This is a genomic window from Myxosarcina sp. GI1 (assembly GCF_000756305.1).
In the GTDB taxonomy this organism is placed as follows: domain Bacteria; phylum Cyanobacteriota; class Cyanobacteriia; order Cyanobacteriales; family Xenococcaceae; genus Myxosarcina.
Map to the genome: position 1 here is coordinate 466,110 of NZ_JRFE01000014.1, position 20,287 is coordinate 486,396.

The 20,287-nt window shown below is 40.8% G+C and carries 18 protein-coding genes; 8 read left to right on the forward strand and 10 right to left on the reverse strand.

The genetic code is table 11. The features are described from left to right. Positions 1-3: 3 nt before the first annotated feature. Together KV40_RS08975 and KV40_RS08980 are read right to left on the reverse strand one after the other, a co-directional pair. Positions 4-1,137 (reverse strand): glycosyltransferase family 4 protein, encoded by a 1,134-nt coding sequence (locus KV40_RS08975; RefSeq protein WP_036480082.1) that lies wholly within the window; start codon positions 1,135-1,137, stop codon positions 4-6. 821 nt (positions 1,138-1,958) lie between these two features. Then, positions 1,959-2,243, reverse strand: a complete 285-nt coding sequence (locus KV40_RS08980; protein WP_036480782.1) for a DUF427 domain-containing protein — start codon at positions 2,241-2,243, stop codon at positions 1,959-1,961. A gap of 132 nt (positions 2,244-2,375) precedes the next feature. Here KV40_RS08980 and KV40_RS08985 point away from each other — a divergent pair, with 132 nt between their 5' ends. The 3 genes from KV40_RS08985 to KV40_RS08995 all read left to right on the forward strand — a co-directional run bounded on the left by KV40_RS08985 (position 2,376) and on the right by KV40_RS08995 (position 5,510). Next, positions 2,376-4,463 (forward strand): hydantoinase/oxoprolinase family protein, encoded by a 2,088-nt coding sequence (locus KV40_RS08985; protein ID WP_036480085.1) that lies wholly within the window; start codon positions 2,376-2,378, stop codon positions 4,461-4,463. Positions 4,464-4,533: 70 nt separating this feature from the next. Further along, the gene (locus KV40_RS08990; protein WP_036480088.1) at positions 4,534-5,091 is read left to right on the forward strand and encodes a (2Fe-2S) ferredoxin domain-containing protein; all 558 of its coding nucleotides are present in this window, start codon (positions 4,534-4,536) and stop codon (positions 5,089-5,091) included. 197 nt (positions 5,092-5,288) lie between these two features. After that, on the forward strand, positions 5,289-5,510 hold the full coding sequence (locus KV40_RS08995; RefSeq protein WP_036480091.1) for a hypothetical protein: 222 nt from the start codon (positions 5,289-5,291) through the stop codon (positions 5,508-5,510). A gap of 195 nt (positions 5,511-5,705) precedes the next feature. Here KV40_RS08995 and purF read toward each other — a convergent pair whose 3' ends face one another. From purF to KV40_RS09015, 4 genes are all read right to left on the reverse strand, one after another. Next, positions 5,706-7,178 (reverse strand): amidophosphoribosyltransferase, encoded by a 1,473-nt coding sequence (purF, locus tag KV40_RS09000; RefSeq protein WP_156113996.1) that lies wholly within the window; start codon positions 7,176-7,178, stop codon positions 5,706-5,708. A 123-nt stretch (positions 7,179-7,301) separates the two neighbouring features. Next, positions 7,302-9,620 (reverse strand): phosphoribosylformylglycinamidine synthase subunit PurL, encoded by a 2,319-nt coding sequence (purL, locus tag KV40_RS09005; protein WP_036480093.1) that lies wholly within the window; start codon positions 9,618-9,620, stop codon positions 7,302-7,304. Between the two features lie 106 nt (positions 9,621-9,726). Continuing rightward, positions 9,727-9,987, reverse strand: coding sequence for a hypothetical protein (locus KV40_RS09010; protein ID WP_253274201.1), 261 nt, complete (start codon positions 9,985-9,987; stop codon positions 9,727-9,729). Between the two features lie 147 nt (positions 9,988-10,134). After that, positions 10,135-10,770: an L-threonylcarbamoyladenylate synthase gene (locus KV40_RS09015; RefSeq protein ID WP_036480099.1), complete on the reverse strand. Its 636-nt coding sequence runs from the start codon at positions 10,768-10,770 to the stop codon at positions 10,135-10,137. A 279-nt stretch (positions 10,771-11,049) separates the two neighbouring features. Here KV40_RS09015 and KV40_RS09020 point away from each other — a divergent pair, with 279 nt between their 5' ends. Beyond that, complete coding sequence (locus tag KV40_RS09020; RefSeq protein WP_036480102.1) at positions 11,050-11,622, forward strand: HPP family protein; 573 nt, start codon at positions 11,050-11,052, stop codon at positions 11,620-11,622. A gap of 31 nt (positions 11,623-11,653) precedes the next feature. Here the strand turns inward: KV40_RS09020 and KV40_RS09025 are convergent, their stop codons facing one another. Next, the gene (locus KV40_RS09025; protein WP_036480105.1) at positions 11,654-12,286 is read right to left on the reverse strand and encodes a Vat family streptogramin A O-acetyltransferase; all 633 of its coding nucleotides are present in this window, start codon (positions 12,284-12,286) and stop codon (positions 11,654-11,656) included. A 118-nt stretch (positions 12,287-12,404) separates the two neighbouring features. Next, on the reverse strand, positions 12,405-14,072 hold the full coding sequence (locus tag KV40_RS09030; RefSeq protein ID WP_036480108.1) for a DUF3352 domain-containing protein: 1,668 nt from the start codon (positions 14,070-14,072) through the stop codon (positions 12,405-12,407). 154 nt (positions 14,073-14,226) lie between these two features. On the opposite strand from KV40_RS09030, the gene KV40_RS09035 reads away from it, so the two are divergent. The 4 genes from KV40_RS09035 (at position 14,227) to KV40_RS09050 (ending at position 16,989) form a co-directional block, all read left to right on the forward strand. Further along, complete coding sequence (locus KV40_RS09035; protein ID WP_036480110.1) at positions 14,227-14,577, forward strand: rhodanese-like domain-containing protein; 351 nt, start codon at positions 14,227-14,229, stop codon at positions 14,575-14,577. Positions 14,578-14,676: 99 nt separating this feature from the next. Further along, positions 14,677-15,753 (forward strand): heat-inducible transcriptional repressor HrcA, encoded by a 1,077-nt coding sequence (gene hrcA, locus KV40_RS09040; protein ID WP_036480111.1) that lies wholly within the window; start codon positions 14,677-14,679, stop codon positions 15,751-15,753. A gap of 16 nt (positions 15,754-15,769) precedes the next feature. Then, a complete protein-coding gene (gene dndE, locus KV40_RS09045) occupies positions 15,770-16,159 on the forward strand; it encodes a DNA sulfur modification protein DndE (RefSeq protein WP_036480113.1) in 390 nt (129 codons plus the stop codon). 20 nt (positions 16,160-16,179) lie between these two features. Beyond that, a complete protein-coding gene (locus tag KV40_RS09050) occupies positions 16,180-16,989 on the forward strand; it encodes a YwqG family protein (protein WP_036480785.1) in 810 nt (269 codons plus the stop codon). Positions 16,990-17,058: 69 nt separating this feature from the next. On the opposite strand, the gene KV40_RS09055 is transcribed toward KV40_RS09050, so the two are convergent. Beyond that, positions 17,059-17,928, reverse strand: a complete 870-nt coding sequence (locus KV40_RS09055) for a methylated-DNA--[protein]-cysteine S-methyltransferase (protein WP_036480115.1) — start codon at positions 17,926-17,928, stop codon at positions 17,059-17,061. Between the two features lie 366 nt (positions 17,929-18,294). Continuing rightward, positions 18,295-20,004 (reverse strand): M48 family metallopeptidase, encoded by a 1,710-nt coding sequence (locus KV40_RS09060; protein ID WP_052055490.1) that lies wholly within the window; start codon positions 20,002-20,004, stop codon positions 18,295-18,297. Between the last annotated feature and the right edge of the window lie 283 nt (positions 20,005-20,287).

The following is a 20,287-nucleotide window of genomic DNA, read 5'->3' on the forward strand; positions in this document are numbered from 1 at the left end:
CTTTTATAAAGCTTGTTGATAAACCTGCTCGATTTGTCGAGCGACTGTTTTCCAGCTATAGTTGTTCTTTACATAAGCCAAACAATCATTCTGGCTGGGTAATTTTCTCTGTCCCGATAATGCTTCATCAATTCCTGCTGCTAACTCGGCAATAGAAGAACCTGCAAATAATAAGTCATTACAAAAAGGCTGCAAAATTTCAGGAATTCCTCCTACCGCCGTACCTAGAACTGGAGTCCCTGCCGCTAGAGATTCTACGACAATTAAACCAAAACCTTCTAAAGAAAGGGTAGGAACGACCGAAAAATTAGCAGCACGATAGCATAAAGGCAATTGCTCATCCGATACGTATCCTAATAGTTTGACGTTATTCTCTAGCTCTAATGCTGAAATTTGCTGTTGTAGAGTTGTGGCTAAGACACCTTTTCCAGCTATGTAGAGGATAACATCCCGATGGCGATCGCGAACTTTGGCTATAGCAGCAATCAAATTTTCTAGTCCCATGCGTCTGGCAAGTCGGCGAATACAAAAAATAGTCGGTCGATCTAAATGCCAGTTAAGTCGATCGCGAGCTTCCGTAGCAGAAATATCGATATTAAAGCGATTGAGATCGACTCCACCAGGAATAATATGGATTTTTTCTTCAGGAACTCCATACTGGTGGTGCAAAATATCGCGAAAGGTTTTAGAAAGTACGATAAACTGACGCGATCGCTTGTACACTGACTGTTCGACCAGTTTTTTGACCTTAATTGCAATTAGCTTTTGAGTTTCGACATCGCTTTCTAATGCCCAAGGACCGTGAAAATGGGTAACTAAAGGGCGATTTTGGAGCAGATTTAATACGGGAAAGGCAAAGAGGCTAAAATGAGAAACAATCAGATCGTAGTCATGCTGGGTAATTTGCTGTTGAAAACTGCTTCTGAGTTTTAGCCATCGCTTTAGTAGAGGAGCCTCTGCGGTTGCGAACGCTTTGACTTTTCCCTCAGAGTCGGACTCTACTGTGTTGGAACCTACAACCAAACCATCAAACTCAACGTTGGCTTGAGGTAAATAGTTACAGCAATCATAATAGTAACGATCTAAACCGCCAGCACATTCTGGAAACCAACCCAACCCTATCTGTAAAGTTTTCATCTATTCATTTAATGTTCGGCGATCGCTAACTGTAACAGTAGCTAATTTTATCAATGAACAATTGATAATTAGTTAATTTGATTTAAGATCTCTCTTTTTAAATTGATAATAGATAATTGACAATTATTCATTATCCATTCTTAATTATCAATTATTGAATTATACTGCCACAAAAAGAGCCAATAAACGCCACTGGATTAAATTTCCAATACGGCAAAAATTGGCAATAAAATTAATATAATATCGATTTGCTTAAAATTTCGGTCGACTTAAACTGCGTCTATCATCTCAGAACGCTCTGATTGGGGGTTGCGCCCCACCTCGATGATAGTTAAGCAGAGGAAGCGATAAAAACTCTGCACCTAGCCAACTTTTGATAACTACACTTTATCGTTCTTTGCCTGACAGTTCGCTCTCCTTCGGCATAAGACAATGAGTCACAGCGATATAACCCTCATCCGATAAAACTAGTTTGTATTTGTTGACTTAAACTGCGTCTATCATCTCAGAACGCTCTGATTGGGGGTTGCGCCCCACCTCGATGATAGTTAAGCAGAGGAAGCGATAAAAACTCTGCACCTAGCCAACTTTTGATAACTGCTCTTTATCGTTCTTTGCCTGACAGTTCGCTCTCCTTCGGCATAAGACAATGAGTCACAGCGATATAACCCTCATCCGATAAAACAGCTTTTTAGTACTTACACACCTATTAGTTTAATAGTCGAGCGCCCAATAGATAATCATACCCAAGAAGTAAATCAGTTAGTTCTTCGGACATAGATCGAGCGGTTATTTTATATGACCTGCGACCGAGCAAATTGCTAAGATTCTATTTTTACTCCTCGCCAAAAAGCAATATAGCCTTCAATGTTCTTAGCTCGTTCTTTAGCATGAGGATAATACCAGGCAGCATCTCGATTTTCTTCACCGTCAACTACTATGGTGTAATAGCTGGCTTCACCTTTCCAGGGACAAGTGGTATGAGTGTTGCTTGACTGAAAATATTCTTGCTTAATAGAATCTGGAGGAAAATACTGATTTCCTTCTACTACTTCTGTGCGATCGCTCTCGGCTAAAATCGTACCATTCCAAATTGCTCTTGGCATTTTATCTCTATTTACAAACGCTACTAACATTAAAGATAATGCTCGATCGCAGATTTCTGGCTTATTTTAAAGATTACTTTTAAGTTAGCGATCGCCAAAATACCATTTATTTCTTACAATAATTGACCGCTCATGACTGCTAATACTCCCCAACGCTGGCAATTTTATATCGATCGCGGCGGCACTTTTACCGATGTAGTTGCCAAAACTCCTGAAAATACTATTATCATTCATAAGCTGCTGTCAGAAAATCCCGAACTATATCAAGATGCAGCCGTACAGGGGATAAGAGAAGTAATGGGTATCGAAGCAGACTGTCCCATCCCTACACAAGAGATTGAAGTAGTCAAAATGGGAACGACAGTGGCGACTAATGCCTTGTTGGAAAGAAAAGGCGATCGCTTGGTACTATTAATCACCAAAGGCTTTAAAGATGCCCTGCGGATTGGTTATCAAAACCGTCCCGATATTTTTGCCCGTCAGATTGTTTTGCCTACTATGCTTTACGAAGCGGTAATTGAAGTAGACGAACGCTATGACGCTAGTGGCAAAGAGCTTAAAGCAGTTGAAATTGAAACTGTTAAAAGAGATTTACAAGCCGCTTATGCTAGAGGTATTCGCAGTTGTGCGATCGTCTTGATGCACGGCTACCGCTATCCCGACCACGAACGGCAGATATCCCAACTCGCTGAGGAAGTTGGCTTTATCCAAATATCTGTATCCCATCAGGTAAGTCCCTTAATCAAGTTAGTCAGTCGTGGCGATACCACAGTAGTCGATGCTTATCTCACCCCAATCTTACGCCGCTACGTCGAGCGAGTAGGCAGTCAACTACCCAATGTCAAGTTGATGTTTATGAAATCTGATGGCGGATTGGTATCGGCGAGCGAGTTTCAGGGGAAAGACAGCATTCTTAGCGGTCCTGCGGGGGGCATTGTCGGCGCAGTCCAGACCAGTAAAAGGTTAGGGTTTGACTCGATTATTACTTTTGATATGGGCGGCACCAGTACCGATGTGGCTCATTTTAACGGCGAATACGAACGGGATTTAGATTTAGAAATTGCTGGTGCCAGAATGCGAGTTCCCGTACTGTCAATTCATACTGTAGCGGCTGGCGGTGGCTCGATTCTTGCTTTTGATGGTTCTAGCTATCGCGTCGGTCCAGAGTCGGCTGGTTCAAACCCCGGTCCTGCCTGTTATCGACGGGGAGGAAGCCTGACGGTAACTGATGCTAATGTCATGTTGGGCAAAATTCAACCGCAATATTTTCCTGCGGTGTTTGGCGATAATGGGGACTTGCCTTTAGATAAAGCAATTGTAGTTAAAAAGTTTACCGAATTAGATTTGCAAATTGCCACCGCTACTGGGAAATCTTCTACCCCAGAAAGCATCGCTGCTGGTTTTATCGCTATTGCCGTGATGAACATGGCTAATGCGATTAAAAAAATTAGTCTGCAACGTGGTTACGATCTTGCCAATTACGTCCTCTGCTGTTTTGGCGGTGCGGGGGCGCAGGTAGCTTGCTTAATTGCCGATACTTTGAGCATCGACAAAATATTTATTCATCCTTATGCGGGGGTTCTTTCGGCATACGGTATTGGTTTGGCGGATATTAGAGTTACTAAAATTAAGTCGGTAGAGCAAACTCTAACTTCAGAACTTATGCCGCAACTAAAATCTGTAATACAGTCTTTGGCAACCAAAGGCAAAAATGAGATGGGTTTTGAAAATGAAACTACTACCGAAAGAATGTTACGCCAGCTAAATTTAAAATACGAAGGAACCGACTCTACTCTAACTGTCAATTTTGTCCCCGATGTCGCTACAATGCAGGACGAATTTGCTACCGAGCACAAGTCTCGTTATGGTTTTATTCAACCCGAAAAAAGCTTAGTGGTAGAATCGGCAGTGGTGGAAGTAATTCGAGAAATGGCTACCCCAGAAGAAGCTACTGTGACTCGCGATTACGCTCCGCGTACCGCCAAAGGCGATCGCGCCCCAGATAAAGCTCCACCAGTCATAGAAACAGTCAAGATGTTTGCTCGAGATAAATGGCATGATGCCCTGGTATACCAACGGCAAGATTTACAGCCAGGAGACTACATTAAAGGTGCGGCAATTGTCGTCGAACCGACTAATACAATTATTATCGAACCAGACTGGTATGCCGAATTGAGCGATCGCAATTATTTTATTTTGAAAAAACTAGAAAAACTATAAGTTATAGTGCCGTCGGTTATTGAGAATTAAAATCAATTACAATATACTAAACTTGGTTAAAATTTGCACTATGGTTACAATACAACCACTAGTTTCGGAATTCACTATTACTGGCAAATTAGAAGACTTAACTATTAGCAATGGCGATCGCGTTAAGTATCTGCAATTATCCACAGAAGCAGAAACGTACTCGATAAAAGTGGCTAAAGAAAAAAAGCGGGTTCTCAGCCAACATTTAAAGCCTGGCTGCTGGCTAAAAGCGATCGGAATGCGAAAGTGCAAACTAGAGCGAGAAGAATTTGAATATATAGCCTACAGAATCGAATTACTTGCAGAACCAGTTTCAGAACAACTTGCCACTCAAACTGCAGTTGCAACAGCCAAACCTAAAGCCAAAGTGCTGTTCTGTCAAAATTCTACTTGCTGGAAAAAAGGCGGAAAGGCAGTATGTGAATTATTAACTTCCGAATTACAAGCAAAAGGTATAGCAGATCGAGTTGAAATTAAAACTACTGGCTGTTTGAAGCAATGTAAACAAGCACCTAATATGGTAATTATGCCAGGAGGAATTCGCCATAGCAGAGTGCGACCGACACAAGTACCTACATTTATCGAACATTTCCTTTAGTTTAAATACATAAAAAATTTCTTAAAAATGCGATCGCATTTTAGATGGTCAAATTTTGTTGCCTAAATACAAGCATCGATTCATCCTTTGGTGCGATGATAATTGGCTGTAATTAGCAGTAATTTAAAAAAAGACAGGAGTATTTAAACAGTTCGATTGGCTGTACTCAGACAATAACCATAAATGAGGAATAAATCATGTTTTTGAAGAATAAGCAATCTGGCGATTTAATTAAAGTTTCGTCAGTAGAAGAACTGTTCGAGCCTACAAAAGATTCTGTTACGGGATCTTTACAAAGCGGTGAAGATGAGCATCAACAAGAGTCTTTTAAAAAAGAACTATTGATCTTTCCTTCTGGGGAAGATCTTCCTCTTTGTTGGATCGATAGCGAATACCGTTCTAAAACTGCTCCAGAATAAAAGCAGCGAGTAGTAAGTTATCTATTGTCCATTTTTGCTACTTGCTACTTGTGAGGCGAGGCATCGCGTTCTTCGTTCACTCGGATGCAAGCTCCGAGTGCTGCGAAAACTTCGTCTTGTCGGTTTCCAGCAAAGAGCGAATGCCGTTGGCGTAGCCTTCTCGAAAAGTACCCGAAGGGCTACTTGCTACTTAATTTAAACGTTAGTTTCTTCTAAAATTAATTTTGAACGCTTAATATCATCGGGAATGTTGATTGGATAATCACCAGTAAAACAAGCCGAACAAAAATTATTCGGATCTTCTCCTGTAGCCTGTAGCATTCCCGACCAACTGAGATAAGCTAAACTATCTACGCCAATTCGCTTTTCAATTTCTCGTTCTGATTTAGTGGCGGCAATTAGCTGTTTTTGGTTGTCGGTATCGATACCGTAAAAGCAGGGATGGGTAACAGGTGGCGATGAAATTCTCATGTGGACTTCACTTGCCCCTGCATCTCTTAAAGCTTTAACAATTTTCTTACTGGTCGTACCTCGAACAATAGAATCGTCAACGATAATAACTCGTTTTCCCATTAAGACATCTTTTAATGTATTGAGCTTCATCCGAATTCCCGATTCGCGCATACTCTGAGTAGGCTGAATAAAGGTTCTACCCACATAGCGATTTTTAATCAATCCTTCCCCATAGGGAATGTCAGATTCACGAGAAAAACCGATTGCCGCAGGTATTCCCGAATCTGGTACGCCAATCACTATATCGGCATCAACTATAGATTCTCTAGCAAGCTGTCTTCCCAGGCGCAAACGATAACTAAACAAAGTCTCATCGTGCATCACGCTATCGGGACGGGCAAAATAAATCATTTCAAAAATGCACAGCTTTTTATCTGGTTGTTGCGCCCAGTCGATCGAAACTAGCCCCGATTCAGTTATCCAGACTAATTCTCCAGGATTTACATCTCGTACGTATTCTGCCCCAATAATATCCAAACCACAGGTTTCTGAGGCAAGTACATAGCGAGGTGGCTTATCCTCTACTTTCAAAACACCAATTACCAAAGGACGAATTCCGTTGCGGTCGCGCACGCCCATTAACCCAACAGGTGTGGCAATAGTCAAACTATACGCCCCAGAACACAGCTTACAGGCACTTATTGCCCCCTGTATCCAATCTTTGCCGCGATTGACTTCATCGGCGATCGCCAGAGCGATCATTTCTGAATCTGTGGTAGTAATAAAAGCGGCTTCTCTTTTAGTTAAATGCTTTCGCAGTTCTACTGCATTAACCAAATTACCGTTATGTGCGAGTGCCAGAGAACCCAGGCGAGTATCGACTACCACGGGCTGGGCATTGGCTCTTAAGCTAGAACCAGTTGTAGAATAGCGAGTATGACCGATGGCAATATCACCTGAAAGCTTCTCTAAGGTTGTTTCATTAAAAACTTGCGAAACCAAACCCATATTTTTATAGGAATGTACGATTTTACCCGCAAAAGTAGCAATTCCTGCCGATTCTTGTCCTCGATGCTGTAAGGCGTAAAGACCAAAGTAAGTTAGTTTGGCAACATCTTCTCCTGGCGCATAAACTCCGAATACTCCACAGGCTTCTTCAGGTTTATCTGGGCGATCGTCTCGGTTCGTCTGCCAATCGAGATAGTTGGGCATCATGCTATGAACTTGCTCCTGCTTTGCGGTAATAGATATTGGCAATTGAGTGGGAAAATTTTGTTAAAAAACAAAATACCTATTTGGCATCTTTTCAACTCTATTGTAATGAAAATTTAAGATTCTTTAAATACTTAACCTTTTTTCTATTGCTTGTTGCCAGCACTCGATTGCACTGTCAATCTTAACATTGATTAACGAAAGATTATCGTCAGTTAAAATTTTTAAGCTGGAGTTGCCTACCGTACCAATTTTTTGCCAATTATTGGCCAAGTTTGACCGTAAATAGTCTTCCCAATCCGCAACTATTTTCGAACTAACCGAAACTACTATGTTACTAGCAACTTCCCCAAACAATATTTCATCCAAACGCTGTGTATCGGATACAGCTACCTTGACCTCCGCCCCTAATCTATTGCCAATACAGGCTTCAGCCAAAGCAACTGCCAATCCTCCCTCCGCTAAATCGTGAGCCGAGTTAATCCAGCCCTGACGGATGCCGTAGCGACAAACTGCTTGTACCTGGCGTTCCAAGTCAAAGTTAACGGTTGGCGGCTTACCAGCAACTGTATTATGAATAGTAGCTAAATATTCCGATGCGCCCAAGGTAGGCAGTTGCAAACTACCTAACAAATAGATAAAATCTCCTTCATTTTGCCAGGCTTGTCCGCAAACTTTACCTATGTCAGGGATTAAACCCACCATACCGATTACGGGGGTAGGATAAATTGCCTGGGGTACGCCGTTAGAATCCAAGGTTTCATTATAAAGGGAAACATTACCGCCAGTAACGGGAGTACCTAATTCTCGACAGGCATCGGCAACACCGCGACAGGCATTAGCCAGTTGCCAATATCCTACCGCTTGTTCGGGACTGCCGAAATTGAGATTATCGGTAATTGCCAAAGGTTCTGCACCCACACAGCTAAGGTTGCGCGCTGCTTCAGCTACTGCCGCTTTTGCCCCTTCATAAGGATCGAGATAGACATAGCGCGAATTACAGTCTGTAGTTGCTGCCACACCAGTCTTACATTCACTGGGTTTGGCATCGAGAGGACGAACCCGCACGATCGCCGCATCCGCACCACCAGGCAATAAGATAGTATTATTTTGCACTTGGCGATCGTATTGTCGATATACCCAATATTTAGAAGCGATGGTAGGAGTATCTAATAGTTGCAGTAAAAGATCGTTCCAGGTTTTGTAGGTGTTACCTACAAACAAACCTTCGTAGTCACAAGCGGGCAAACTCTCGGCTTTCCAGTCCCAGGCTTTTCGAGCATATTCAGGTGGTTCTTCGAGTAATTCTCGATGGTAAATAGGGGTGTTATCTGCCAGCGCAGTGGCAGGAATTTCTGCCGCTATTTCTCCCTGGTATAAAATTCTAACTATCGGTTCGGCAATGACTTCTCCTGCTACTACCGCCTGAAGTTCCCAACGATGAAAGATATCGATTAGTTCCTGTTCTCTTCCTTTTTCGGCAACAAACAACATCCTCTCTTGAGATTCCGAGAGTAGATATTCATAGGGAACCATGCCCGTTTCGCGGACGGGAATTTTATCTAAATTCAGTTCGATACCCAAATTACCTTTAGCCGCCATTTCTGAAGTCGAACAGGTAATTCCTGCCGCCCCCATATCCTGCGCAGCAACTACCGCGCCAGTTTTAAAGGCTTCCAAACAGGCTTCAATTAAAGATTTCTCTAAAAATGGATCGCCTACCTGTACCGCAGGGCGGTCATCCATCGACTTATCGGTTAATTCCGCACTGGCAAAACTCGCCCCGCCCATACCGTCTCTACCAGTAGTGGAACCGACATACAACACGGGGTTGCCAACACCAGAAGCCCCAGCCTTAACAATTTCTTGGGTTTCCATTAATCCCAACGCCATTGCATTAACTAAAGGATTGCCCTGATAGGCGCGATCGAAATAAACTTCTCCTGCTACAGTGGGTACTCCAACGCAATTACCATAGTTACTAATGCCTTCTACTACACCCTGAAAAATCCTTCTAGTCCTGGCATCGCTCAAATCGCCAAAGCGTAAAGAGTTTAAAATGGCGATGGGACGCGCCCCCATAGTAAAGATATCTCTTAAAATCCCCCCTACACCCGTCGCCGCCCCTTGAAACGGTTCTACAGCCGAAGGATGATTGTGAGATTCAATTTTAAATGCCAACTGTAATCCGTTTCCTAAGTCTACAACTCCCGCATTTTCTCCTGGTCCAACTAAGATGCGTTCGCCCGTAGTAGGAAACTGTTTTAATAAGGGACGGGAGTTTTTATAGCAACAGTGTTCCGACCACATTACCCCAAACATACCCAACTCTGCTTTATTGGGATGGCGACCTAACCTGTTAACAATTTCTTGGTATTCTTCAGGTTTAAGACCTTCAGCAGCAATTTCTTCAGCAGTAAACGGAGTTGACCCAATTTCAGACATGACACTCTCAGACAAACGGCACAGGGTTCATTTTATCTGTTTTGATGTCTGTAAAACTGTTTTTTTATTAAGGAGATACTTTAAAGTACTAAGCAATACAAATTAGTTAACCAACAGAATGCTCCAAGCAAAACTGATTGATATTAATAACTGCTTCACCATGATCTGGAATCCAGGCTATCCACTCCCAGTTAGATATTTGACAAAGTAGCAATGCCTCATGGTGACAAAAAGGATTAAACGATTCTGGCTCTAATAATCGCACCCAGGTATCTAACTGTGGTTGGGGTATATCTGTTCTGTTAGAAGGAACAGAACACCATTGCACTGTAGAGTTTTGTTCGTTTGGTTTTTGAAGCGGCATCATTTTTCTCCCATTACAGCAAATACAATTCGTAAATCAAATATTTTGTCTGTATACAAAGTTACAAAAATCTTCGTTAGACAGTCAAGTTAACGTTTCATAACTTAACCCAGTCACCATAAAAGCAATGAGAAAATCGCTAACTAATCTTTACTTCATCATGTGAGAAGGCAAAATAATCTGAGGGATTAAAGGTCTGAGGTCGTCTACAGAAACCGTCCCATAGGTCATGATGGTTGGCACTTCTACCGTAAAATCTATCAAAGTTCCACTTCTACCGTATTTGCTCTTACCGCCATCAGCAATTAAAGAAACTTTGTCGCTAAAAAATTTAACTGCCAGATCCGCATCGGTTACTCGAACACCAGCGAAAGAGGCAGAAGTCCCTACAATTGGAAAAGGTACTTCTATAACTAGATCGTAAATAAATTGACCAGGACAGGTGACGAAAACATTTTTAAATCCGTTTGTTACTGCTTCAGATAAAGTAGGTTTAGCTGTCATAATCATGGTCACGGGATAGGGAAAGTGACTCATCATTTGTAAAGCGGCTTGATTTACTTCTACCACTTCTTTGGCTTTTTCTTTGCGGGTAAATATAGCTAAAGGCTGAGGCGAAGCAAACGCTTTAATTTTATTGAGTTTAGCGATCGCTTGTGTATCGTTGCCATTAACAACTAAGGCGTAAACCGTATCTGTAGGCAGAATAACAACTTCCCCTGCTTGAAGGCAGCTTTTAATTTTGGGGATTATATTGCGATCGAGCTTGATAACTTGACTGTTCATTGTTTTCAAAAAATTGCAAAGTTTTTATTGCTAACAGTTGATAAACTCACAAAACCAAAAAAGTTGCACGAACGCTCTGTCCGTTAGGCTTATCGATTTCATAAGCAGAAACAAAGCAAATCATTAAAAATTTCTGTATATCTAAATACTTTATGCTTTTTTGTCATGATATATTGACTATAAAGCATAACTATTCTATTTAACTTATTTATTTTTGCTAACTCAAATTGAAATGGGTTGCCTGCTTTTATCTCGATTGCCGATCGCATTTACTAACTAATGCTTTATTCAAAAAAAAATTACTCTGCCAGAAAACAGACTAATCGCTCTGTTTTGAAGCGTTGGAAACGTAGATTTTATGTTTTGCAACAGAGCCGAAAACATCAGCCAAAATTTTCCTGGCAACACATTCTGCTTTCTTATCTTGGTAGTTTTATCGGGATAGCAGTTTTAGCTTATCTTTCAGTTTATAGTTCCTATCCTTTAATTGCCGCGCCTTTTGGTGCAACTGCGGTCTTGGTTTTTGGCGTTCCCGATAGTCCTTTGGCTCAACCACGCAATGTTATTGGAGGTAATTTAATTGGCGCATTGACTTGCGTAACCTTAGTACATTTATTTGGTACGGCACCTTGGGTAATGGCTCTAGCAGTAGCTACCACGATTAAATTAACTCAATTGACCAGAACCGTACATCCTCCAGCAGGTGCCGTTGCTTTAGTAGGAGTTTTAAGTAATGCACAGTGGGACTTTATTTTGACTCCTGCTTTAGTGGGATCGATTGTCATTGTAATTGTTACTTTAGTCTTTAGTAATTTAGTTCCTGGCAGACCCTATCCCAAACACTGGCTTTAAAGTTCTATTGTTTTAGTTCTGAAAAAGCTTTCTAAATACACATTTTCAAAGCATCAATATCTGCACTGACTATTTTTTCTAAATTTTTGGTAATTTTTTCAATATTCCAGTTCCACCAACAAATTTCCAATAAAACTAGAATTATTTCATCGGAAAAGCGTTGACGGATAACTTTTACTGGATTACCGCCGACAACTGTATAAAGTTGAATATCTTTAGTAACTATCGACTTAGCAGCAATAATTGCTCCATCACCAATTTTTACTCCAGGCATAATTACTGCTTCATATCCAATCCAAACATCATTGCCAATAACGGTATCACCTTTGAATGGATACCGATCTGGTTTTGGAGCAACCTGCTCCCAGCCATTGCCAAAAATTTCAAAGGGATAGGTAGAAAACCCAGACATCAAGTGATTTGCACCATTCATAATAAACTTTATGCCTCTTGATAAAGCGCAGAATTTACCAATAATTAGCTTGTCCCCAATAAATGGAAAGTGATAGAGTACATTGCGCTCGAAGTTTTCTGAGTCTTCTGGATCGTCGTAATAGGTAAAATCTCCAATAACGATATTTGGATTGGAGACAGTATTTTTAATAAAACAAACCTGGGGAAATTTAGGCAATGGATGAGCATTATTTGGATCGGGATATTGCATTACACAATGATTATTTATTATCTAATTCAAACACTACAGTAGCCCGTCATAGCCCTGTTTTACTTCCTTGTCTGCTAAGGGCGATCGCTTTAATTGTGAGAGTAACTTAAGTTTTAGCTTAACTATTTTCCAACTCAAACACTACAGTAGCCCGACGCACTCCCGCTTTACTTCCCTGACTACTAAGAGCGATCGCTTTGATGTGAGCCAGTAAAGACTGTGCCGATAGTTCGATCGCTTTAATTATGGGTAACTCTCTTTCTAAAAACGCTTTGCCGTCGGCATAGTTGACATAAACATAGCCATCATTTTCGCTAGGTAAAGAAGCGACGATTTTTTGAAATTCTGGGTTAGATAAAAAAGAATTTCGACTATCTAAAGCTAGGGCAACTGTTTCTAAAGAGTCTGCCAGAATCACATAATTATCGGTGACGGCGTGCGCTCCTCTAACTTCGGCATTGAGACTGACAGAGTTTGGTTTGGAGGCGGTTTTCAATCTCGTCCAGGCGGTAACATTTGTATCCCCTACGGGAAACTCCCCGACGCTCAAACCCTGCTGTCTGGCGAGACTGTCTAAATGGGCGATCGCTTCAGTAATATCTTCACTGGCGGTATTTTCGGCAACAAACAGCCAGCCCGAACTATTTTCGGGAGAAGATAACAAAGCTAAGGCATATTCACCTTTTACCCAGGAAAAAATATCTTCTGCCAGATCGATTTTTAAGGGAGTTTCGATACTGGCGATAATTTGATTGGCTAACTGTGCGAGTGGGCTTTGTGGGTTTAAACCCGCCTGAATTTTTTGCCAAAAGTCGTCTAAGTTAGTTCCTGCAACTGCGACAACATTATTAGCAGGAAGATAGGATAGAGCGGTTACGGGTTCGCTCAAAGCAGGTGTGCGATCGCTTTCGTTTTTGACTCCAATTAAAGCGGTTTCGGCTGCTACACCCGCTCGTTTGACTGCCAGAGTTACTGTTAGGGTTTGTTTTTCTGTAGTTTGAGGAACTGCTGCTTTATCCAACCATGCCGATACTCCTGGAAGATTGAGATATGCTAGCCCAATACGAGGCTGATAGATAGTTTCAAGGGCAGTTTGGTAAAAATCGGCTCTTGCTAAACTTAAATCTATAGCCTGGGCATTGTTAATCGCTTGTCGCAAGACTTCGGGATGATTGGCAAACAGCACAAAATCACCCACTACGGCATTTGCCCAAATGCTAGGATTGGCTTCGGGAGCTAGAGAACGTTGATAAATTATATTAACTCCCTTGTATTTTTCGTAGGCTAAATCGATCGATTCGGAAATTGCACCTTCAGAAAGAGAGATTTGTAAAAATTCTTTAGCTAATTCCGTATCTTTAGTAGCAGTAGCCAATAAATATCCAGGCTGTACGCCGTTATTGGGGTTGCGATCGTAATCTAGAGAAGTAATTGCCAGGGTAATTTCTTCTCCCAACCAGGGTTTGATATCTCGCCGATAGTCCAATCCCGTTTGCGCCAGTAAATTGGTTTTTAACTCGTCCCATTCCAAACGTGATTGTCTTCTCTTGCTTATCGGCACCGATAGCTGGCGTAGCGCATCGAGCTTTTCGGGATTGACCAATAATGATATAGCCGCAGGAGCCTGTTTGGATATAAAAAGTGCTGCCTGGGGATATGCTACTACCCCACCACCCAATAGACTGAGAGGACTACGACCGATTATCCAGAAAAAACCTACAGCCGCAACCACAAATACCGCGATCGCACCTGTGGTTAAAATCGTAAAAAAAGAACGAGGTTTCATTAAAAAGCAACCAAAACTACCAAATAAGAGCAGGAAACAATCTTAATTTACTATATGACAGTATTAGTAGTTAGCTTTTTGTCTGCGATCGCAACAATAAAATTAAGAAATAGCTTAAAGCTAATAGCTAAAAACTTTATAATAAGGAATAGTTATGTTTTATAGTTCTCCAATCCCAGAAATAGATGTTGATGATTTGGCATTACGTATGGCAGATGCAGACCAAAATTTGCAGCTTATTGATGTCAGAGAACGAAATGAAGTGGCGATCGCCTGTATTCCTCAATTTGAAGTGCTACCATTGAGCGAATTCGAGCGATGGTCGGATAGTATTCTTACCCGTCTTAACCCTGAAGCCGAAACCATTGTTATGTGCCATCATGGAATGCGATCGGCTCAATTATGCCAGTGGTTAATAGCTAGAGGTTTTAACAATGTTAAAAATGTTGCCGGGGGAATCGATGCTTATTCTCAGGCGGTCGATTCGACTATTCCTCGCTATTAGTTGTTATTGCGCCATCACATAGTCTTTTATTTTTGGTCGGGTTAGAACTATAATCGACCAAAAAATTGGGGTATATTTGTTTAATAATTTGTTTATTCTATGGCTCATTTACCCGATCTGAGTACGAGATATCAGAACATACTCAAAGCCACAGTAAAACACTATATTGCTACTGCCGAACCAGTAGGGTCTAAAACTCTAGCTGAAGAATACGACTTGAATGTGAGTTCGGCAACCATTCGCAATGCAATGGGACGTTTGGAGAATGCGGGGCTATTATATCAGCCTCACGTTTCGGCAGGGCGTATTCCTTCCGATTCTGGCTATCGCATTTATGTCGATCGCCTGCTAGTTCGCGATGAAAACATCGGCAAAATTATCGCTCAATTTTTACAGCACGAGCTTCAGTCAGAAAAAGGCAGTTTTGAAGCTTTGCTGCAAAGAGCTACTAAAATTTTAGCAGCTTTAAGCGGTTATATTGCTCTGATTACTTTTCCCCAAAAACTTAATACTACTTTACATCACTTACAGTTAGTGCGAGTTGCTTCGGGTCAGATAATGCTGATTGTCGTAACAGATTCTTATCATACCCAGTCGCTTTTAATTGAATCTCCATTTAAAAATGAAGCAGCGATCGACGAAGAGGCGATCGCAGGAGAGTTACAAATCTTATCTAATTTTCTCAATCAACAATTAAAGGGGCAGTCATTAGACAAAATTATCACTATAGACTGGCAAGAAATCGATCGCCAATTTGCTTGCTATACTGGTTTTCTCAAAAAACTGGCAGCAACGATCCAGCATTCGCTTCAACCTTCAACATTTAACCCCATTGCCATTCATGGAGTTGCAGAAATTTTGCGCCAGCCTGAATTTTCTCAACTAGACCAGGTTCAAACTTTACTTTATCTGCTAGAAGAAGAACAGGAGCAGCTTTTACCCGTTATTTTCTCTATTTCCGACTTAGAACGGCAACTACAGAAAGTTAAGATCGTAATTGGCGCGGAAAACCCCCTCGAACCGATGCAAATCTGTACTTTGGTATCGGCAAACTACTATCAAGATAATATACCGATTGGCAGTGTGGGGGTCATTGGTCCGACGCGAATGCTCTATGAAAATGCGATCGCTCTAGTAGAAAGTACTGCCGACTATCTTTCCGATACTTTTAAGTAAATTTATCCGATTATCAATGGACAGCCCTATCGAACGCGTTCGCCTATCTAAAACTGCCGAAGACCAATTGAATAAACTCAAGCGCGTTACCAAAATCAAACAGTGGAATATATTGTGTAGATGGGCGTTATGTCGTTCTCTAGCCGAACCAAGCCTGCCTTCTGCGGTACCGATTAAGACCGACAGTAAAGTAGAAATAGCCTGGAACGTGTTTGGGGGAGAAATTGCCGATATTTTGCTAATTGCTCTCAAACAAAGATGCGATCGCGATGGTTTGGGAACAGATCGAGAAGTCCTCAAACAGCAGTTTACCCTGCATCTCCATCGCGGTATCGGTTACTTGGCAGGAGATTCTAACATCAAAAATATCGAAGATTTAGTGGCGATCGCTATGAAGGATGTTTGATAAATTTAAAAAAAATTGATATGAACTACAAACTCAACGTCGAACTATCCGATAAATTAGAATCCTATCGTGGTGCTATTGAAGCTACAATCCAACCCTATATCAAAATAGAATTAACCGATAATAATAACCCTACTTTGTGGCAGAGTAAGTTTGGTGGTCATCCTTATATGCCTCAAGATTTTGAGTATCCTAAAAGCTATGATGGCAAATATCTTTATTTACTGGCGCAGATTAATTTTGCAGAGATTCCCAAAATTGAAAAGCTACCAGATAAAGGAATATTACAGTTTTATTTAGCAGCAGATTTAGACTATTACGGTTGTGATTTTGAAGAACCTTTTAAACAAGATGAATTTAGAGTTATATATTTTCCTGAAGTGGATCTGGAAATAAACAATTTATTGACTGATTTTAGTTTCTTGCCAAAACTTGAATCCAAATATTGGCTGTTGCCATTTCAGGGATGTTGTGCGCTTAAATTCAATCTGGATTCTTCTCCAATTAGTCCAAGTGACTATCAATTTGATTTTTTCAATACTCACAATCGTAACAATGAATATTATGAAAAATTAGATGAATATTGGGATAAATTTAATTCTGCTGGACATAAATTGTTAGGATATCCTTCTTTTACACAAGACGATCCACGTCGCGATTTATCTCAAAACGAGCCGTATATTTTATTGTTACAAATAGACAGCGATAGTAATGAAAGCGGATGCGAGATTGTATGGGGTGATAATGGTATTGCTAACTTTTTTATTAAGCGATCGCAACTTGAAAAACTAGATTTTACTGAAATCTTATATAACTGGGATTGCACTTAATTCTAAAAAAACTTTTTTACTGCAATTGCAGTAAAAGCCCAACAAGAGCGGATATTTTTATAGTGAATTCTACTTCAAACTTTTGTTTTGACTGGCTTCCCAGGCTAATAAAGCTGACTTTCTTTCGGTTCCCCATCTATAGCCACCCATCTCGCCCGACTCTCTAATTACTCGATGACAGGGAATTAGATAGCCAACAGGATTTTTTCCTATGGCATTACCAACTGCTCTGGCAGCATTTGGTCGGTTGATTAATGTTGCTAGTCCTCGATATGTAGCAATACTACCCAAAGGAATTTTTAAAAGTGCTCGCCAAACTTGAATCTGAAAATTAGTTCCTTTGACATGAAGAATCAAAGCCGATCCTTCAACCTCAGTAGGCTGAAAAATGCGATCGATAGTTTCTTTTGTTGCTTGTGAATCGTAGATAAGTTCTGCATTAGTCCATTCCCCGAGAAGACAATTTTCGGCTACCGTCTCATCAACTGAGTCATAAAAATGCAAATTACAGATGCCACGAGTTGTTTTAGCAATAAGACAAATACCAAAAGGAGTATCGTGGATTCCATACCGTATTTGCAGTCCTTTGCCTTTCGTCTTAAATTCACCAGGCGACATAGCCTCTAGATTGACAAACAAATCGTGTAATCGCCCTGGACTTGACAAACCAGCATCTAAGGTTAACTCCAAAATATTTTTTGTTTTAGCTATTTGGGCTTTGGCATATTCCACCGTGAGATATTGCGAAAAACGCTTTGGGCTAATGCCAGCCCATTGAGTAAACAATCTTTGAAAATGATACTTACTAAGGTTTACTTGTTGGGCAATAGTTTCTAGATCGGGCTGTTGGCAATGATTTTGGCGCATAAAAGCAATTGCTTTAGCAATAAGTTCATAAGTTTCGCGGTCGCTAAATGTTTTGTCTAAGGAGAATTTCATTCAATCGAACTAATATCGCTTGGATTGTATAAACTTAAATGTATCTGTAGTAGCGATCGAATACTACCCGTTTATTGCTATTTATCTCGATTGAAAAACCAAATATCCGACCATTTTAAAAAAGTATATAAAGTCCAAAAAAGAATGCTACATAAATAATAGGGATCGGAAATTAGAGATTAGGAACTTTTGCCCATTCACCAATCCCCAGTCCCAAACCTCATCCTTTTGGAGCAAACATTTAGGTGTTTCATATTAAAAGTCAATAGAGATAAATGCCAATTTACAAACAAAAAAGAGAAAGGAATTTATAAACCACCTTTCCCTTAAATTTTGCAACTGACGATCGAGTTGAATTAGCTGCGCTTATTCTTCGGTTTCTTTCTCATCATTATCTACTTCTTCTTTAATTTTTATTCCCTTACATTTTTCTTCATCGACAGTTACGCCGCGCTCTTTTTTATCGCTACATTTTTCTTGTAAGAACTCTTGCCAGAGACTGGTAACTTTTGCTTTCATTTCCTGATGTTTGGTTACCCCCTCATAGGCATAACGATTTAAATTGCGATCGACAATCAAATTTTCCATATAGCTAATTCTGTCTTCGCTGTCGGGGTGAGTCGATAGCCAGGCGGGAGGATGAGGATTATCCTCTGCTTTATTGATTTCATCTAGTTTAGCCATTAAATTGCGGACACCATCGGCAGCATAGCCAGCCGCAACCAAAATTCTCGTACCAAAAATATCTGCTTGTCTTTCCATACCCCTGCTGTAGTCGAGAACTATAAGATTGGTAGCCGTGCTGCCTACATAGGGAACGTATTGCACCACATTGGCGGTGAAATTACCTTTGGTAACTAACTGAAAACCATGAGATAAGGCTGCATGAGAGACTTCGTGAGCGAGTAAACCTGCCAGTTCCGCTTCGGTATCCGTGTTCATAATCGCACCAGCATTAACAAATACTTTACCTCCTGGCAGGGCAAAGGCATTGAGGCGATCGTCCATAATCACATAAAATTCGTACTCAAAATCATCTCTACCTGCAACTTCAGCAATATTACTACCAACTTTCCGCACGTAATTCAATACTTCTTCATTCTCCAGCATGGGAATTTGCTTCTGAACCTGTTTGGCAAAACCTTCCCCAACCGCTGATTCTCCTCTCAACATTAATACGGTGGTTTCAATTGCCGAAATAGGTCCAAATAAGTTGCCCGTTAACGCAAAACCTGCCGCTCCTGCGATAACGTTGCCAACGGCATTCCAAGTCATGTCCGAACGTAACTCACTCTTATATTCTTCTAGGTATTTGTCTGCTAGTTGAGTAAATTCCTCGGCTTTAGGACTATTGGGATTGAATAAGGCAAACTGCCGCGCCGCAATTGATGCTTCCAACCACTTTTCGGCAGCGACATCAGCCTGCATTTTGGCTTTAAGCAGTTTTGAATCGCTGGGATATAAATTGGTGGCTTGCTCTAATATTTGTAAAGCTTCTGGTTCTCTGTCATATTGAGTTAAAACTTTGGCATACTCGGTGTAACCAGGAATAAATTCTGGCTGTTGAGCGATTAATAGTTCTAAAGAACTAAAAATTTTACTTTCTAACTGCTGTTTTTTGCCCTGTTGATAATTGCGCCAATAAACTTTGCCTCCAGGACTTAGTTTGGCAGGATCGTAAATTGCTTCTAGTATTTCATCATTATGTTTGATTTCCTGTTCCCAAGGTTCTTTAGCTTCTCGATACAAAGTTGCTGCTTCGGCTTTGTTTCCTTGAAGGTAAAGTTTATCTGCTGCGGCTAATTTTTCTAAACGAGCAATTTCTTCTGGGCTAGGCTTATCGGAGGTAGTAACTTCCGAAGTTTGCTCTTTAGATGTTTCGGGTGTTTCTATCGGTTTACCGCCAGAGTCATTGTTATTAACTTCTTCGTTCTCCTCTCGAGCAGAATTCTCTGTTTCTACCTTTTCTGTACGAGTAGCTGGCAAATCTAAATTTTGTAAACCACCTTGAGCTAGAGCAGTACCAGGAGCAGAGACAATACTTAAAATAACTAGAAATAAATTTAAAGACTTCATAAAAATAATTAATTCATGGTTGACAAGGTGAAATCACTGGTTCTTCTATTGCCGAGGAAACCTCGGCAATCCGAACCACTAATTTTTGATAGTTTTGAAATCGAGGCAACAATAGGTTATACAGAGCCAAATTTTTTGCTGGTGAATACTCGAATTAACCTCACGACCAAAAATCGCAGCGAACTAGAAGGAAGTTAAAAAAAGCTCGTCACAGCACAACAGTGTCTTGGCGAGCGGCTTCTAATAAATCGCAACGATATACTATATTGATTGACTAATTAAG

What these genes read in the sequence shown, in the direction of transcription:
- KV40_RS08975 (WP_036480082.1), bottom strand. Translation starts at nt 1,137, where the DNA reads ATGAAAACTTTACAGATAGGGTTGGGTTGGTTTCCAGAATGTGCTGGC.
- KV40_RS08980 (WP_036480782.1), bottom strand. Translation starts at nt 2,243, where the DNA reads ATGCCAAGAGCAATTTGGAATGGTACGATTTTAGCCGAGAGCGATCGC.
- KV40_RS08985 (WP_036480085.1), top strand. Translation starts at nt 2,376, where the DNA reads ATGACTGCTAATACTCCCCAACGCTGGCAATTTTATATCGATCGCGGC.
- KV40_RS08990 (WP_036480088.1), top strand. Translation starts at nt 4,534, where the DNA reads ATGGTTACAATACAACCACTAGTTTCGGAATTCACTATTACTGGCAAA.
- KV40_RS08995 (WP_036480091.1), top strand. Translation starts at nt 5,289, where the DNA reads ATGTTTTTGAAGAATAAGCAATCTGGCGATTTAATTAAAGTTTCGTCA.
- purF (WP_156113996.1), bottom strand. Translation starts at nt 7,178, where the DNA reads ATGATGCCCAACTATCTCGATTGGCAGACGAACCGAGACGATCGCCCA.
- purL (WP_036480093.1), bottom strand. Translation starts at nt 9,620, where the DNA reads ATGTCTGAAATTGGGTCAACTCCGTTTACTGCTGAAGAAATTGCTGCT.
- KV40_RS09010 (WP_253274201.1), bottom strand. Translation starts at nt 9,987, where the DNA reads ATGATGCCGCTTCAAAAACCAAACGAACAAAACTCTACAGTGCAATGG.
- KV40_RS09015 (WP_036480099.1), bottom strand. Translation starts at nt 10,770, where the DNA reads ATGAACAGTCAAGTTATCAAGCTCGATCGCAATATAATCCCCAAAATT.
- KV40_RS09020 (WP_036480102.1), top strand. Translation starts at nt 11,050, where the DNA reads ATGCTTTATTCAAAAAAAAATTACTCTGCCAGAAAACAGACTAATCGC.
- KV40_RS09025 (WP_036480105.1), bottom strand. Translation starts at nt 12,286, where the DNA reads ATGCAATATCCCGATCCAAATAATGCTCATCCATTGCCTAAATTTCCC.
- KV40_RS09030 (WP_036480108.1), bottom strand. Translation starts at nt 14,072, where the DNA reads ATGAAACCTCGTTCTTTTTTTACGATTTTAACCACAGGTGCGATCGCG.
- KV40_RS09035 (WP_036480110.1), top strand. Translation starts at nt 14,227, where the DNA reads ATGTTTTATAGTTCTCCAATCCCAGAAATAGATGTTGATGATTTGGCA.
- hrcA (WP_036480111.1), top strand. Translation starts at nt 14,677, where the DNA reads ATGGCTCATTTACCCGATCTGAGTACGAGATATCAGAACATACTCAAA.
- dndE (WP_036480113.1), top strand. Translation starts at nt 15,770, where the DNA reads ATGGACAGCCCTATCGAACGCGTTCGCCTATCTAAAACTGCCGAAGAC.
- KV40_RS09050 (WP_036480785.1), top strand. Translation starts at nt 16,180, where the DNA reads ATGAACTACAAACTCAACGTCGAACTATCCGATAAATTAGAATCCTAT.
- KV40_RS09055 (WP_036480115.1), bottom strand. Translation starts at nt 17,928, where the DNA reads ATGAAATTCTCCTTAGACAAAACATTTAGCGACCGCGAAACTTATGAA.
- KV40_RS09060 (WP_052055490.1), bottom strand. Translation starts at nt 20,004, where the DNA reads ATGAAGTCTTTAAATTTATTTCTAGTTATTTTAAGTATTGTCTCTGCT.